At 71.0% G+C, this 14,247-nt stretch carries 11 protein-coding genes and 5 pseudogenes; 10 read left to right on the top strand and 6 right to left on the bottom strand.

Annotated elements, in window-relative coordinates:
• Window positions 1–224 (top strand): annotated as a pseudogene (locus QMK30_RS37090) (LysR family transcriptional regulator); the annotation flags it as partial.
• A 7-nt stretch (window positions 225–231) separates the two neighbouring features.
• Complete coding sequence (locus QMK30_RS37085) at window positions 232–774, top strand: Rossmann-fold NAD(P)-binding domain-containing protein (RefSeq protein ID WP_283522747.1); 543 nt, start codon at window positions 232–234, stop codon at window positions 772–774.
• A gap of 86 nt (window positions 775–860) precedes the next feature.
• Here QMK30_RS37085 and QMK30_RS37080 read toward each other — a convergent pair whose 3' ends face one another.
• A complete protein-coding gene (locus tag QMK30_RS37080; RefSeq protein WP_283522749.1) occupies window positions 861–2,264 on the bottom strand; it encodes a glycosyltransferase 87 family protein in 1,404 nt (467 codons plus the stop codon).
• Window positions 2,265–2,369: 105 nt separating this feature from the next.
• Here QMK30_RS37080 and QMK30_RS37075 point away from each other — a divergent pair, with 105 nt between their 5' ends.
• From QMK30_RS37075 to QMK30_RS37065, 3 genes and pseudogenes are all read left to right on the top strand, one after another.
• Window positions 2,370–3,470 carry a molybdopterin-dependent oxidoreductase gene (locus QMK30_RS37075; protein ID WP_283522746.1) on the top strand — a complete coding sequence of 367 codons (1,101 nt, stop codon included), beginning with the start codon at window positions 2,370–2,372 and terminating at the stop codon, window positions 3,468–3,470.
• The gene (locus QMK30_RS37070) at window positions 3,470–3,904 is read left to right on the top strand and encodes a hypothetical protein (protein ID WP_283522745.1); all 435 of its coding nucleotides are present in this window, start codon (window positions 3,470–3,472) and stop codon (window positions 3,902–3,904) included. The genes QMK30_RS37075 and QMK30_RS37070 overlap by 1 nt, the downstream gene beginning before the upstream one ends.
• A gap of 109 nt (window positions 3,905–4,013) precedes the next feature.
• Window positions 4,014–4,388: pseudogene (locus tag QMK30_RS37065) on the top strand (ester cyclase); the annotation flags it as partial.
• A 7-nt stretch (window positions 4,389–4,395) separates the two neighbouring features.
• Here the strand turns inward: QMK30_RS37065 and QMK30_RS37060 are convergent.
• Genes QMK30_RS37060 through QMK30_RS37045 form a run of 4 tightly spaced genes read right to left on the bottom strand, consistent with a single transcriptional unit; the run spans window position 4,396 to window position 7,515 of the window.
• Window positions 4,396–5,058 carry a class I SAM-dependent methyltransferase gene (locus tag QMK30_RS37060; RefSeq protein WP_283522748.1) on the bottom strand — a complete coding sequence of 221 codons (663 nt, stop codon included), beginning with the start codon at window positions 5,056–5,058 and terminating at the stop codon, window positions 4,396–4,398.
• Window positions 5,059–5,063: 5 nt separating this feature from the next.
• A complete protein-coding gene (locus QMK30_RS37055) occupies window positions 5,064–5,696 on the bottom strand; it encodes a TIGR04282 family arsenosugar biosynthesis glycosyltransferase (RefSeq protein ID WP_283522744.1) in 633 nt (210 codons plus the stop codon).
• A complete protein-coding gene (locus QMK30_RS37050; RefSeq protein WP_283522743.1) occupies window positions 5,693–6,451 on the bottom strand; it encodes a glycosyltransferase family 2 protein in 759 nt (252 codons plus the stop codon). Before QMK30_RS37050 ends, QMK30_RS37055 begins: the two co-directional genes overlap by 4 nt.
• Window positions 6,452–6,477: 26 nt before the next feature.
• A complete protein-coding gene (locus QMK30_RS37045) occupies window positions 6,478–7,515 on the bottom strand; it encodes an NAD-dependent epimerase/dehydratase family protein (protein WP_283522742.1) in 1,038 nt (345 codons plus the stop codon).
• A gap of 414 nt (window positions 7,516–7,929) precedes the next feature.
• On the opposite strand from QMK30_RS37045, the pseudogene QMK30_RS37040 reads away from it, so the two are divergent.
• From QMK30_RS37040 to QMK30_RS37025, 4 genes and pseudogenes are all read left to right on the top strand, one after another.
• Window positions 7,930–8,543, top strand: a pseudogene (locus tag QMK30_RS37040) (hypothetical protein); the annotation flags it as partial.
• A 318-nt stretch (window positions 8,544–8,861) separates the two neighbouring features.
• Window positions 8,862–9,761, top strand: a complete 900-nt coding sequence (locus tag QMK30_RS37035) for a bifunctional helix-turn-helix transcriptional regulator/GNAT family N-acetyltransferase (protein WP_283522741.1) — start codon at window positions 8,862–8,864, stop codon at window positions 9,759–9,761.
• A gap of 1,029 nt (window positions 9,762–10,790) precedes the next feature.
• Window positions 10,791–11,579: a transglycosylase SLT domain-containing protein gene (locus tag QMK30_RS37030; protein WP_283522740.1), complete on the top strand. Its 789-nt coding sequence runs from the start codon at window positions 10,791–10,793 to the stop codon at window positions 11,577–11,579.
• A gap of 202 nt (window positions 11,580–11,781) precedes the next feature.
• Window positions 11,782–12,096 (top strand): annotated as a pseudogene (locus tag QMK30_RS37025) (SDR family oxidoreductase); the annotation flags it as partial.
• Between the two features lie 101 nt (window positions 12,097–12,197).
• Here the strand turns inward: QMK30_RS37025 and QMK30_RS37020 are convergent.
• Entirely contained in the window at window positions 12,198–13,562 is a 1,365-nt protein-coding gene (locus QMK30_RS37020) for a hypothetical protein (protein ID WP_349362163.1), read from the bottom strand.
• Between the two features lie 68 nt (window positions 13,563–13,630).
• On the opposite strand from QMK30_RS37020, the pseudogene QMK30_RS37015 reads away from it, so the two are divergent.
• Window positions 13,631–13,786 (top strand): annotated as a pseudogene (locus QMK30_RS37015) (ATP-binding protein); the annotation flags it as partial.
• Window positions 13,787–14,247: the final 461 nt, after the last annotated feature.

Genomic DNA, 14,247 nt, shown 5'->3' with positions numbered 1-14,247 from the left:
GGGTGCGGCTGCGGCACCGCACCAGCCGCACCCTCACCCCCAGCACCGCCGGTGTAGAGGTCCGCGCCCGCGCCCGCGCCCACCTGCTCGCCGAGACCGACGAACTGGTCCGCCAGGCCACCACCGGCCGCACCCGGCTGCGTATCGGCCACGCATGGTCCGCCATCGGCCGCCACACCGCCGAGTTCCAGCGCCGCGGCAGGCGCCCGGCGCCTGCTCTACACCAGCCACATGGGGATGAATCCGGCCTCCCCGTTCCTGCCCATGCCCGACCACGCGGCCACCGAGGACCTGCTGCGCGCGTCCGGGATGCCCTTCACCTCGCTGCGCAACGGCTTCTACGCCACTACGACGCTGCAACTGATCGGACAAGCCCTGGAGACGGGCAAGCTGTACACGCCCCAGGACGGACCGGTCTCCTGGACCACGCACACCGATCTGGCCGAAGCTGCCGCCATCGTTATGGCCGACGAGGGCCGCTTCGACGGCCCCAACCCGCCACTGACCGCCTCCCAGGCCCTCGACCTCACCGCCGTGACGAAGATCGCCTCCGAGATCGCCGGCCGGGAGATCAAGCACGTCTCCGATGAGGAGTGGAAGACCAGCCTCGTCGCCCACGCCGACGTCGCCGAGGCCCAGGCGGACCTGCTGCTCGGCCTCTTCGCCGCAAGCCGCCAAGGCGAGTTCGCCGCCGTCGATCCCACCCTCGAGGAGATGCTCGGCCGAGAGCCGATCATCCTGCACCGGTTCCTGACGGACCGACTCGCCAACTGAGTTCCACAGCCCCGTGGCAATCCTTACGCGGCACAGCCCACACCGGCACGCAGACAGCCGGGCAGGCCGGGACACGGCCCCGCGTTTCACCCGGCGCAGGTTCGCCGGTCTGCGCCCCTGCGCGCGGCCCACCCGCCCAGCGTGACGGCTGCGGCGACCCCGTAGGCGACCGCGACCGTCGCGCTCACGGCGTGCGGGTCGTCGAACGCCCGTGAAGTGACGTAGGCCGCCTGGCCGGCCACGGCGACCCCGAGCCACTCCCAGCGGCCGTCCAGGGCAACCAGGGCGACCAGAAGCAGTGCGTACCAGGAGTAGCCCGGCGTCATGAGCAGGAAGGCTGCGCCGGTCACCAGCAGGGCACCACACCACGGACGCCGGGGATCGCCGCGGCGCAGCACATGCCAGACGGTGAGGGCCATGACCACACACACCACGGGCAGCGCCCACGCGTCGGGCAACAGCAGGCGCAGCACTGCGTAGCGGTTCTCGGCCGCCGCGTCGTCGTAGCCCTCCTCCGCGACGTAGTCGCCGAGGTAGCCGAACACCGACTGCTGGGACGCGAGGACGTATGGCAGGTAGGAGAGCGCGAGGACCGCTGCGGCCGGCAGCAACACGGCCGCGGCGGCACGCAGCCGGACCGGGCGGCCCAGCGCTCCCGACAGCGCACCGGGCAACACCACGGCGGGCAGCAACTTGACCGCGATCGCCGCGCCCAGCAGCGCGCCGCCCGCCGCCCGGTGGGCCACCACCACGCCCAGCCCGGCGACGGCCAACAGCGCTCCGAGCACGTCGGCATGGGCGTTGTTGACCGCTTCGACGGGAACAGCCGGGCACCAGGCCCAGTACGCGGCCCCGCGAAGGTCATCGCCGCGGCGGCGCAGGACCAGCAGCAGTGCGCCGCTGACACCCATCGCCAGCAGGGCGCCGCCCACCTGCAAGGGCTTGTGACGGGTGCCTTGCGGGGAGAGCTCGTGGACCAGCAGAAAGTAGCCCTGGGAGACGGGCGGGTAGATGGTGTGCGCCTTGGGTCGGTTCAGGCGCGTGCAGTGCCTTCCGCCCCCTTCCGTGGCGATGCGGGCCCGGTCGGGCCCCCTGCAGGCGGCACCGGACGGAAAAAGCCAGGGGTCGCGCAGCTCGGCGAGCGCGGTGTCGGCGGGCGCGTGGTCGTACGGAGAGATACCCGCCGCCTGCACCCGGCCGTCCCAGGCATAGCGGTAGGAGTCCGTGCTGGTGCGCGGCGGCGCGGCCAGGCCGGTCGCCGCCACCGCGACACCACCCGCCAGGATCAGCAGCACCGCGCGGCGCACCGGTACCTTGCGCACCGACCAGGCCGCGGCCCCGAAGAGCAGCCACGCCGCCGCGTACCACCAGGACAGCCCTGCCGGGTCGGTGAAATATCCGTCCTTGCGGACCGTGCCGATGAGCACGGCGGTCAGGGCGGCGAGCAGGACTGCGGTGAGTGCGGTTCGTACGTTGATCACGTGGCTCAGCGTCGCAGCCGGGGCCCCGCTCCGGGTTCGCCACGCCCCTGACGTCCGCGTTTCGTAAGGTGTCCTACCACCCGTTCGGGGCCGGCCGGGGGGTGTCATAGGCGCATGAAGCTGCATGATGCCCGTACGGCGATTTCGCTCGGCCGGTGGCTGGGACCGGCGATCGCGGTCTGTTTCGTGACCGGAGTGACCAGCCACTACCTGCAGCATCCGCCCGACTGGCTCGCGGGTTCGCTTCCGAGCCGGCCGGCGTGGGGGTACCGGCTGACCCAGGGACTTCACGTCGCGAGTGGCATCGCGGCGATTCCGCTGCTGCTGGCCAAGCTGTGGGCCGTGTACCCGAGGCTGTTCGTGTGGCCGCCGGTGCGCTCGGCGGTGCACGCCCTGGAGCGGCTGTCCGTCGCCGTCCTGGTCGCCGCCGCCGTCTTCCAGCTCTTCACCGGGCTGCTCAACATCGTGCAGTGGTACCCGTGGCCGTTCTCCTTCGTGCCGGTGCACTATGCCGTGGCCTGGGTGCTGATCGGTGCGCTGCTGCTGCACCTCGCGGTGAAGACGCCCGTTATCGCGGCGCATTGGCGGGCGCGTTCTTCGGGCAGCCTCACCCTGCCCGCAGAGGATGCGGTGGACCGGCGGGCGCTGATGCTCGGAGTGGGGGCGGCGGTCTCAGCGGTCACGCTGACCACGGTGGGGCAGTCCTTCACCCCGCTCAAGCGGCTCGACCTGCTCGCGCCCCGGCATCCCGACTACGGACCCCAAGGGCTGCCGGTCAACCGTACGGCGGCGGCTGCCCGGGTGACCCAAGCCGATGTCCAGAACTGGCGGCTGACGGTGGCGGGCCCCCGCCCGTACGAGCTGACCCTCGACGAACTCCGGGCACTGCCTCAGCGCGAGGTGACCCTGCCGATCGCCTGCGTAGAGGGCTGGAGCAAATCCGCGCACTGGACCGGCGTACGCGTCAAGGATCTCTTGGACCTCGCGGGCGCACGGCCGGGCGCCGGGGTGCGCGTCGTGTCGCTGGAGCGCCGGGGAGCGTACCGGGTCATGGACATGGGGCGCGGGTACGCCCACGATCCGCTGACACTCCTCGCGCTGCGTCTCAACGGCGAAGTCCTCGCGCCGGACCATGGATTCCCGGCCCGGATCATCGCCCCGAACCGGCCCGGTGTGCTCCAGACCAAGTGGGTCGCGCGACTGGAGGTCAGCTGATGCGTCTTGCCCTGGGTGCTCTGGGTGTGGTCCTGATGGGAGCAGGCGCGTGGCTGCTGCTGGCGGGCGAGCGCGTCCGCGACCCGTGGGAGGTGCTGCTGTGGCTCGCCGGGGCGATCGCCCTGCACGACGGGGTGATCGCGCCCCTCGTGCTGGCCGTGGGCCTGTTCCTGGTGGGCGCCCGTGCACGCGGCGTGCTGCGCGGCGCGCTGATCGTGGCCGGCAGTCTGACGGTGATCGCGCTGCCGCTCCTGCTGCGGCCGGGCGCGCCGGCCAACCCCTCGGCGCTCCCGCTGGATTACGTACGCAACTGGCTGCTCACACTCACCACGGTGGCGGTGGTGACGGTGGGGCTCCTGCTCGTGCGCCGACTGCGGCGCCGCGGCAGCCGCCCTGGGCGGCAGGGGGTTCCCGGTTCTGCGGAGCGGTGGTAGACCGAGCGGTGTGCCACGGGGGCCGCTCGCTTCCGCGAGGAGAACGAACATGGGTAGAGCACGGGACATCGTCGAGCAAGACATGGACCTGTAACGCAAGGGCGACCTCGACCGACTGCTCGGGCTCTACGCACGGGACGTCGTCGCTGTCCTGCCCTCAGGGCGCCGTGAAGGGCGCGAGGCCGTGGGCAGGCAGTTCCCTTTGGAATGGCAGAGCTACTCGGACGCCGAGCTGCGCGCCGACCTGATCATCGAGAACGGTGACCAAGTGGCCGTCGAGTATGTCGGGACGGCCACCCACGACGGCCCCCTCCCCCTGGCCGACGGGCAGGTGCTCGCGCCCACGGGGCGCCGGGTACGCCAGCGCGGAGTCGTCCAGTACGTGGTGCGGGAGGGGCAGGTGGTCTCCGAACGGGTTTACTTCGATGTGCTGGCGGCCATCGCCCAGCTCGGCGGCACGGCGGTGCTCCCCGGCCGGGCCTGACCCGCCGCTACGGTCGCCGCCGCGCGAGCGCGACGAAGACCCTCCCGTCCGCCGTCCACTCGTCCGCCACAGACCAGCCGGTGGTTGCGGCATGCCGCAACAGAGCTGCTGCGCCTACCCGGGCCCATGGGAAGGGCGCGCCGAGCGCTCCCCTGCCGTCATCGACGCGCACCTGCACCCGCTCGTCGAGCTCGGTGTCGACGCCGGCCGGGGCGCTCTCCACGATCAGCACCCCCTGGGGGGCGACGATCCGCGCCACCCGCCTCAGCAGGGCGCGCGGATCGCCGCCGATGCCGATGTTGCCGTCGACGAGCAGCGCTGTGGCCCAACAGCCTTCGTCGGGAAGGGAGTCGAAGACCGAACCGCACACCGCGCTGCCGCCCGACCGGGTCGTACGGGCCACCGCGGCCGGGCTCACATCGACGCCCAGCGCCTGATGCCCGAGCGCCGCGAGTCCCGCGACCAGCCGTCCGGGGCCGCAGCCGATGTCCAGCACCGCGCCCCGGCACCGCGTCAGCACCGTCAGGTCGGCGCTGTCGGGCCCGGCGCACCAGCGCTCCACCTCAAGCGGCAGCAGCCAGCCGTCCTGGCGGCGCAGGAACAGCGGACCCCGTCCGGTGCGCAGTGCGTCCGTGTACGGGTCGGCCCGCCAGGCCGTCGCCGTGGACAGGGCCGTCACCGGGCACCCATCCCGGACAGCGCGGCCATCGTCGCCGCGAACCGGCTGCCCGGCGCCTCAGCCGCGACCACTTCCGCGTCGTACGCCGTGTCCACGTCCCGCAACAGCGGGAGATCCCGCACCGCCAGCCCCGCGCAGGTCAGCCGTGCGCGCTGCACTTCCCCGGTCTCCGGTACGGACATGGGCACCCCGCGCAGCAGTGCGGGGTCCGGCGCCGCGAGCCCCAGCGCCCAAAATCCCCCGTCGACAGCGGGCCCGAACCAGGCGTCGCAGCCGTCCCAGGCGTCCGGCGCCAGTGCGGGCGCCAGCAGTGCGGGCGAGAGCTGCGGGGTGTCCATCCCGACCAGCAGAGCCGGGCCCGTGCACAGCCCGAAGGCCGCGGCGAGCCGCTCGTCGAGGCCACCCGCACACTGCGCCACCACCTCGATGCCACGCGGCACCCACGCTCCCGGCACGCCGTCGAGCACCAGCACCCGCCGACGCACCGGGGCTGCGAGGACCGCGGACAGTGTGTCGGCCAGCGAGGCGGCGGCGAGCCGGGCGGCTTCGACCGGGCTGTAGGGCGGGCTCAGCCGGGTCTTGACCCGCCCGGGCACGGGCTCTTTCGCGATGACGAGCAGCGTGGTCACCGGCCACCACCGGCCGTACGTGTGCCGTTGTCCGCGCTTGAGGTGGTGGTTGCGCCGGAGGCTGTCCCGGTTCCGGCACGCGCGCCGCGCGCATCCGTCCCCGGGCCTGTGCCGTCCGCGAGCACGCGTCGCATGTCGTGCACCGCGTGCCATGTGCCCCGCCAGGTGCCGGTCACCTTCGACTTGCCGGACCTGGGCAGATACGGCACATCGGTCTCGCGCACCCGCCAGCCCGCGTCCGCCGCGCGCACCACCATCTGGAGCGGATAGCCGCTGCGCCGGTCGGTCAGCCCCAGCCCCAGCAGCGCCTCTCGACGCGCCGCCCGCATCGGGCCCAGGTCGTGCAGCCGCAGCCCGGTGCGGCGGCGCAGCATCCCGGCCAGCGCGATATTGCCGGCGCGCGCATGGAGCGGCCAGGCGCCGCGGCTCTGCGGCCGCCGCCTGCCCAGCATCAAGTCGGTTTCACCCTCGGCCACTTGTCGCACCAAATCCGGCAGCAGCCCGGGGTCCAGTGAGGCATCGCAGTCGCAGAAGCAGACGAACTCAGCCTCCGCCGCCAGGAGCCCCGCATGGCAGGCCGCGCCGAACCCGCGCCGTTCCTCGTGCACGACAGTGGCACCGAGCCTGCGGGCGATGTCCGCGGAGCCGTCACTCGAACCGTTGTCCACGACGATCGCCCGCCAGCCTGCGGGGATGCGCTCCAGCACCCAGGGCAGCGCCTCGGCCTCGTCCAGACAGGGCAGGACAACGTCCACGGCCGGCCCACGCGCGCCACGCCCACTCACGCCGCACCCGCGATCGCCGCGCCTGCCCGAGCCGCACCCGCGAACTCGGTCATGCCCTCGTCGAAGGACACCGCCGGTGTCCACCCCAGCTCCGCCCGCAGCCGCGCGGAGTCCGCCGTGATGTGCCGTACATCGCCGAGCCGGAATTCCCCGGTCACCACCGGCGCGGGCCCGCCGTGCGCAGACGCCAGCGCCCCAGCCATCTCACCGACGGTGTGCGGCACGCCGCTGCCCGTGTTGTACGCGCGCAACGCCCCCGGCTCATGGCCACCCACCGCCTCCAGGGCGGCCCTGTTGGCGGCGGCCACGTCCCGCACATGAACGAAGTCCCGCCGCTGCCGCCCGTCCTCGAAGACGCGCGGTGCCTCACCCCGGGCCAGTGCCGACCGGAAGAAGGACGCCACCCCCGCGTACGGGGTGTCCCGCGGCATCCCGGGCCCATACACGTTGTGATAGCGCAGCGACACCGCCCGCCCACCAGTGGCCCGCGCCCAGGAAGCGGCCAGGTGCTCCTGCGCCAGCTTTGTCGTGGCGTACACATTGCGCGGATCGCACGGCGCTTCCTCACCCACCAGGCCGGGCGTCAGCTCCGCACCGCAGTACGGGCAACCGGGCTCGAACCGGCCCGCTTCGAGGTCGCGGACCGCACGTGGCCCCGGCGCGACCGTGCCGTGACGCGGGCAGTCATAGCGCCCCTCGCCGTACACCACCATCGACCCGGCGAGCACAAGCTCAAGCACGCCGGCCCGCGCCATCGCGGCCAACAGCACGGCGGTGCCCACAGCGTTGTGGTCGACGTAGTCGGGTGCGTCGGCGAAGTCCTGGCCCAGGCCGACCATCGCGGCCTGGTGGCAGACGGCGTCCACACCGCGCAGCGCCCGCTCCACCACGGCCCCATCACGTACGTCCTGTGCTCCTCCTTCCGCGTCCGCCCGCCGCAGGTCCAGCACGACCGGTTCATGGCCGCCCGAGGTCAGGGCGGTGACAATGTGCGAGCCAATGAAGCCCGCGCCTCCTGTGACAAGTACGCGCATGCCATCGACGCTACGGTCCCGCACCCTGCTCGACGGTCTTACGCGCGGCGACGTCACAGGTCCGTAAGGGTCTTCGGCCCACGTGACGCCGGGGCGGCAGGCCGGGCGGCGGGATCGGCGTGCCGTTCGGCCGCGTGGGTGACCGCGACCGGTGGAGATCCGGCCCGCCGACGGCCCGGCGCCGCGCGTTCACCGTCCCCAGAGGAGGCGAACACTTCGTCCAGGCCCTCCGTCACCTTCGCCCCGATGTCGCAGCGGTGCCCGGTCGGCCGGGCACGCGGTCGGTCGGTCAGCTGTCGGTCAGGTGTGGTCGAGGGCCCAGGCCAGAGCGTGATCGGCGATCTCCTCCCAGCCTTTCTGCGCGGGCGTCGGAGGGGAGCGTCCCGCATACTTGACGATGTTCGACTCACCGATGACGGCGCCTGCGCACTGCCGGTCCTGCCCGACGTGGCGACCTGCGTGCTGCCCGACCTGGAACTGCTCCGCACCGATGCGATCGAGGCCGGTCAACTGCACCCGCTCGTGGCCTCCGCACTGGTACCGGACCATGCGCCGACAGGCGCGTCCCGGACTCCGGACGGGGCAAGCCGGCCACGCCTGGTGGAGTGCCGGCGGCCTCAGCACCGGATCGGCCTGGTCGAGGGGGTACTCGCCCCGCTGGGCCACGACCCCGCCGAGATTCGGCGGGAGGAACTGCTGGCCGCCCTGACCGGCACGCCACTTCCATGCCTGCGGGCCATCGACGAAGCGCACCGCCATCCGGACTGCCTCACCGGCGTCCGCGAACGCCTGGCCATGGCGACACCGCCGGTGCACTGGCCGTCGTCGAGGGCCTGTTGGGCCCCGAAGCACTGCTGCGCACCGGCGCTCTGCGCGACGAACTGACGGCGACCGCAGAGCAGGGCATCATCTACGGGCTGTACAGGTCGGGGCTGATCGGGCCCGGGCCCGGGCCCGGCAGCGTCCGCCCGGACTGCCACCGCCGCCGTGGCCGCCGCTCGCACTCGCGTCGTACGACCGTTCGCTGAACCTCGGAGCCGGCCACCGCGGGGCTCTGTGGTCATCGATACCTCCGGCTCGGTCAGCGACACCGAACTGGGCAGCGCGCTTCTGGAGGTTGTCGCCGCCGTTCTCGATGTTGGAGTTGTAGACGACGTAGGTGATGTTGTTGCGGTAGTGAAAGTGCGGGCCGCCGATATTGACCGCACCGACGTCTGCGTGCCGGACCAGGGGCTTGCTCAAGCTCCAGCCCAAGCCGTCGTCGGCGCCAGCGCCAGGGCAAGACGGCGCGGAGGACCGCGCAATGCCTCTGGTGACGCAGGCGATTCCCTGACTAGAGTCAGAGAATGGATGCGGCGCGGACAGAACAGGTGCGGCGGTTCAACCGCACCGTCACCGAACGCGTGGGCGTGCTCCACGACCACTACCTGGGCCTCGACCGGCCCATCGGTGAGGCCCGGCTGCTCTGGGAGATCGACGAGCAGGGCCAGGACGTACGGCGGCTGCGCGAGCGCCTCGGGCTCGACTCCGGCTACGTCAGCCGGCTGCTGCGTTCCCTGGAGGCCGACGGCCTGGTGACAGTGGAGCCGCAGCCCAGGGACAGACGGGTGCGCACCGTCCGGCTCACCTACGCGGGCCGCGCGGAGCGCGCCGCGCTGGACGGCCGCAGCGACGAGCTGGCAAGTTCCCTGCTGGAGCTGCTCAACACCGCCCAGCGCGCCCGGCTGGTCGCCGCCATGGCCGAGGTCGACCAGCTCCTGACCGCCTCGACGGTCACGCTGCACGTCGTCGACCCGGATCACCCCGACGCCCAGTACTGCTTGCGTTCCTACTTCCACGAGCTGCACGAACGCTTCGAGGCCGGCTTCGACCCCGCGCGGAGCCTGCTGCCCGACGCAGGCGAACTCCGGCCGCCGCACGGGCTGTTCCTTGTTGCCCGGCTGCACGGCGAGTGCGTCGGCTGCGCCGGTCTGAAGCTACCGCCCGGCGCTCCGGCCGAGATCAAGCGCATGTGGGTCGCGCCCCACACCCGGGGCCTCGGCCTCGGTCGGCGGTTCTTGGCCGAGTTGGAGGCCCGGGCAGCCAGGCACGGCTTCGGCGTACTGCGCCTGGACACCAACACGACTCTCAGCACCGCGATCGGCCTTTACCACTCCTACGGTTTCCACGAGGTCGCGGCCTTCAATGACGAACCGTACGCCCACCACTGGTTCGAGAAGCAGATCACCACAGCGCCGTCGGCGTAGGGGGTTCCGACGAACCTGGAGTCCACGGCCGCGCTTCCCGAAGCGGCGTCCGGCGAATCCAATGCGCCAAGCATGCTTTGATGCGCTCCGCGAGGCGGGTCAACTCGCCCGGCCTGGACCCAGGGCTGAAACATCCTCACACGATGGAGCGGCCGAGTGGAGTTACTCCGAGCCCCTCGCGAAACTCCGTAATATCGAATAGCGATTTCCCGCATGGTCGTGCATTGGCGCTGCACGAAGGTGGCCGCATCGGGCCGGCGAGCAGAACGACGAAACCTGCGTATCAAGGGACTGATGCCGCACCAATATGCGAGAACCGAGGGTTAGTCAACCTCGGCTGTTCGCCGACGCTCACCCTCGGCCGACTGGAGGCACCTGTTCCGCCACTGCGCGGAGGCTGCGACCGATCTTCCCCGGAGTCGCGAGGTCCTACCAAGCCGCACGGTAGGCCGGTTCGGCGTCGGCGCCACGGTACTGCGGCCCATCCACCGTTCCCGCTCGCGCGGCGCTCGGCGAATCGCACTCAGCCACGAAAATGACGCCCGAAATAGGCGCATCCAATGGATTCTGCCCTTTTGGCGCCGAAGGCTCAAATAGGGGAAGTTGAGCCCATTAGTGTGCTTGCGCGCCGCCGTACACCCGCACATCACCCCCCGTGAAGTGGCTCACATCCGCGGAGATGCGCGAGTTCCGTCGTCGCGCCCGATCCCGCTTTGCCGAACGACAGTTGAGCCTTCCCCTTCGGAAGCAACAAAGGTCATTTACCCGACGAGCCCGTCCTGCGCAATGCGCTGCCGAATTCAGGTCTTGCTTTGTCCGGCCTGCTTCACCTACGGTCACCGCAATCCGAATGGAACGCCAAATCCTGTCGTCGGCGGACAGCTCTCTCTTCCGTACACGCCCGGCAGGATCGGACCCGGATCTGCCGTCGATCCGGAAATCCCTGAACCAGGCCGCAATGAAATGCGGCCAGGCGTCTCCGGACCGGACCTGACACCTCATCTCGTGAGCCACACAGAGGAATTCGCCATGCGTACAAAGGGTAGACACCGTCGCCCCCGGTCCACTTCGCTCCATCGCGCTCTCGTCGCCGCGGGCGCCGGTGGCGCGGCCCTGGTCGTGCCGGTGATCGGTGCGCCCGCCGCAGGTGCGGTACCTGCACAGTCCCTCCATACCGAGAAAGCTGCGGCCCCGACCACAGCACCGGTCCGGGCGTACCGGGCCGCCCCCACGACCACGATCTATTCCGTGGCCGCGGGGGACTCTCTCTCCGGGATCGCCCAGGAGCTCTCCCTGCCGGGCGGCTGGAAGAAGCTGCACCAGGACAACCGCAAGACCGTGGGCGAAGACCCGTCGCTGATTCACCCCGGCCTCAAGTTGACCATCGGCAAAAAGGCCCGGACTGCCGCTCCAACCGGCCGGGCCGACCGATCGGAGCGGCGGACTGCTCCGTCCACCACCAGTGCCGCCCCCGAAACAGCGAAGGCCGCGACCTACTCGAACGACCTTGACGGCTGGATCAGGGAGTCGCTCGATGTGATGAGCCAGCGCGGCATCCCCGGCACCTACGAAGGCATCCGCCGCAACATCATCCGCGAGTCCGCGGGGAACCCCTTGGCCATCAACAACTGGGACTCCAACGCCGCGTCCGGAACGCCGTCCAAGGGGCTCCTTCAAGTCATCGACCCAACGTTCCTCGCCTACCACGTGCCCGGCACATCGACAGACAGCTACGACCCGGTCGCCAACATCACCGCCGCGTGCAACTACGCCGCGGACAAATACGGCTCGATCGACAACGTCAACGGCGCCTACTGACATCCCTCCACCTGCCGTTTCGGTCACCGCGGTAGGTCACGGCACGGGGTCACCGCTACCAGGTAGGTCACCGCCGCCGGCGAACGGAAGCCTGGTAGGGAAACGATCACTCCGTGCTGTGAGCAGCCGCACCGGGCATCACACCTGCCAGGGGCTCCGGCTGGAGCGGCTGGTCGAAGAAATCACCGGGGAGGGTGGCACCGCCGTCGGCGCGTACGAGGTCTCGCCCACCGCCGCCGTCCACTGCGCCACCAAGTTCGCCGTCCGCGCGATCTCCGAAGGACTGCGCCAGGAGTCCGCCGGGGACATCCGGGTCACCCTCGTTTCTCCGGGCGTGACCGAGTCCGAACTCGCCGACCACATCTCCGACCCGCGAGCCAGAGAGGCGATGAAGAGCTACCGCGCCGTAGCACTGCCCGCCTCCGCCATCGCGGAGGCCATCGCCTACGCCATATCCCAGCCCTCGCAGGTCGACGTGAACGAAATCGTCGTCCGCCCCACCGCGAGCGCCCAGTGAAGTGGCCACCCTGATGCGCGTGCGCTCCGCGGAGATCGATGGACGGTGAGGAGCCGGACCCAGTGAGACCGGGTCCGGCTCTTCACCGTGTCGGGTATCCGCTACGAGCCGTCCCGCACCGTGCCGGTCAGCGCCGGGCCCGGTTGCGGTTCCCCGGCCTGGTCGTAGATGGTCACCTGAAGCTTCAGCGACTCCTCCGGCTCGCTGATCCCGTCAGCAACGGTGGGCACGCTCATTTCGGCGCTCAGCGTCCCCGGGGGTACGGAGACGTACAAAGCCGCGCCTTCTGTCATCCTGGACAGCGGTCGGGCCGGGCTGGGCGACTCACCGAAGGTCTCCTCCAGCCAGCGCGGGTCGACGTCCATCGTGGACAACTCCACTCCGTTGGTGAGCGGTTGGAAGGCGACCTCGGCCATGACGTCCGCGTCGGCGGCCTGCGCGAGTGACATCCGCCAGGTCAGCTGCGGACCCTCGGTGACCCGGTCCTTGACGGGCGTCACGCTGACCTTGGGCATCGGATCGTCGTTCAGCGCCGTCACCCCGCCGCGGTGGGAGCCGACCGCCACGCCGCGTACCGCCTTGACGAACGCGTCGTGCGAGATGTCGTAGTCGTAGCGGGTATTGCCCTTGACCGTGACGGGGATGTCGATGGCACTGCTGCCGGGGCGTACCGTCACCACCCGGGACGTGACCTCGTCGGTGCCCGGCTTGGGCACGAACAGCCGGACCCGGCCGCTGCCCTTTCCGGAGACATTGACCGGCATGCGATAGGTCCGCTCCCCGGCGTTGCCTTCCTTGACCGCCAGGCGGCCGATGTCGACGCGGGGCAGTGCCGCCGCGCGTACCGCGGGTGTACCGGGGCGCCAGCCCCATGTGTCCATCAGCCAGGCCCGCCCGGAGCCGGTGCGCGGGGTCAGTTCCAGGGCCGTTACGTGCTTCAGGTCCAGCTTGGCCGGAACCGCTGCTGACAGCGGTACGCGGATTTCGCGCGCCCAGTAGGAGGCGGTGCGGGCGCTGTCCGGCAGTCCGTCGACGCGGGCCTGGCCAAGGGTCGCCCGGCGGCCCTTGGTGTCTACGAGCGTGACGTCCAGCTCGGTGCCGGTGGTGTTGGGCGGCGCGATCACCCGGAGCGCCAACGCCTCGGCGCCTGCCAGGGAGATCGGCTTCGCCGGGCGCACCCGGGCCGGGGTGCCCGGCTTGGACCAGCTCATCGCGACCGCGTCGCGGCCCGGCTCCGGTGAAGCCTCCCAAGAGGCGAAGTGTGGTGACACCTCGGCCTTTTCACCATCCAGGCATGCGCGAGCCGGATCGGGGTGCACCTGCGCGCACAGCCGACCGCCGGTCACGGCCACGGAGGTATCCGGCAGAAAGGCCGACGTGCGGTTCACACCGACGGCGTGGGTCAGTACCCGCGCGGGGTCCGCGGAAGGTGCGCGCCGGTCGGAGCCGTCGAGGAGCGGGCGCACCCGGTCGTCCCGTGCGACGAACAGCCGGGCCGCCGCTGCGATGTACGTGGCGCCCGCGGCCTGGCTGCTGGACCAAAACGTTCACGGAGCCAAGGCTCTGCGCGGCCATCGTGGACCGATTGACGTTCGGCGGCAACATCATCGAGACCGGCACGGACTCCTACCGACTGGCCGCCACCCGCGCCAGCGCCGAACAGCAGGCGCGCGACGAGGACGCCGGCTGACGGCGACCTCCAGGCCCAGGATCCGGTCTGAGGCGTCGCCCCTGAGCCGGTCGCGCTGGATCTCGTGAGCGAAGGCGCGACGCACAGAGGCTGATGCGGTGCTGGTGACCTTCGAGGGGACGTCGAGACTACGGCTGATCTCGTCGTTCACCTCGCGGTAGCTGCCGAGTCCTATGAGGCAATCGTCAGCAACCTACCGAAGAGAGACCGCCCGGCAAGGGGCTGACTGAACACGCCCCCGTGTCCCCTTCTGGGCTCGGCATGGACGCCGCCACAAGAACGGGCACCGTTCAGCCCTCCTTGATCGGTGTTCTTCATGAGCAACGGCTCATTCAGCCTCGATCCACCGTGTGAATTCTGATCGGGTTTCCGGCTGGGCTTCTCGTGATCTTTCCGGGTGCGGGCAGCACGTTGTGCCGGGTGGCCGTCCGGGGCGGGGTCTCCGAGGTCTTCCAGGTCGT

It is taken from the genome of Streptomyces sp. H27-C3 (assembly GCF_030063415.1).
Taxonomy (GTDB): domain Bacteria; phylum Actinomycetota; class Actinomycetes; order Streptomycetales; family Streptomycetaceae; genus Streptomyces.
Note: the sequence above shows the minus strand (reverse complement) of the source record. Positions and strands in the feature narration are given on the sequence as shown.

Coding starts and splice junctions, on each gene's coding strand:
- QMK30_RS37085 (WP_283522747.1), top strand. CDS start 232: ATGGGGATGAATCCGGCCTCCCCGTTCCTGCCCATGCCCGACCACGCG.
- QMK30_RS37075 (WP_283522746.1), top strand. CDS start 2,370: ATGAAGCTGCATGATGCCCGTACGGCGATTTCGCTCGGCCGGTGGCTG.
- QMK30_RS37070 (WP_283522745.1), top strand. CDS start 3,470: ATGCGTCTTGCCCTGGGTGCTCTGGGTGTGGTCCTGATGGGAGCAGGC.
- QMK30_RS37045 (WP_283522742.1), bottom strand. CDS start 7,515: ATGCGCGTACTTGTCACAGGAGGCGCGGGCTTCATTGGCTCGCACATT.
- QMK30_RS37035 (WP_283522741.1), top strand. CDS start 8,862: ATGGATGCGGCGCGGACAGAACAGGTGCGGCGGTTCAACCGCACCGTC.
- QMK30_RS37030 (WP_283522740.1), top strand. CDS start 10,791: ATGCGTACAAAGGGTAGACACCGTCGCCCCCGGTCCACTTCGCTCCAT.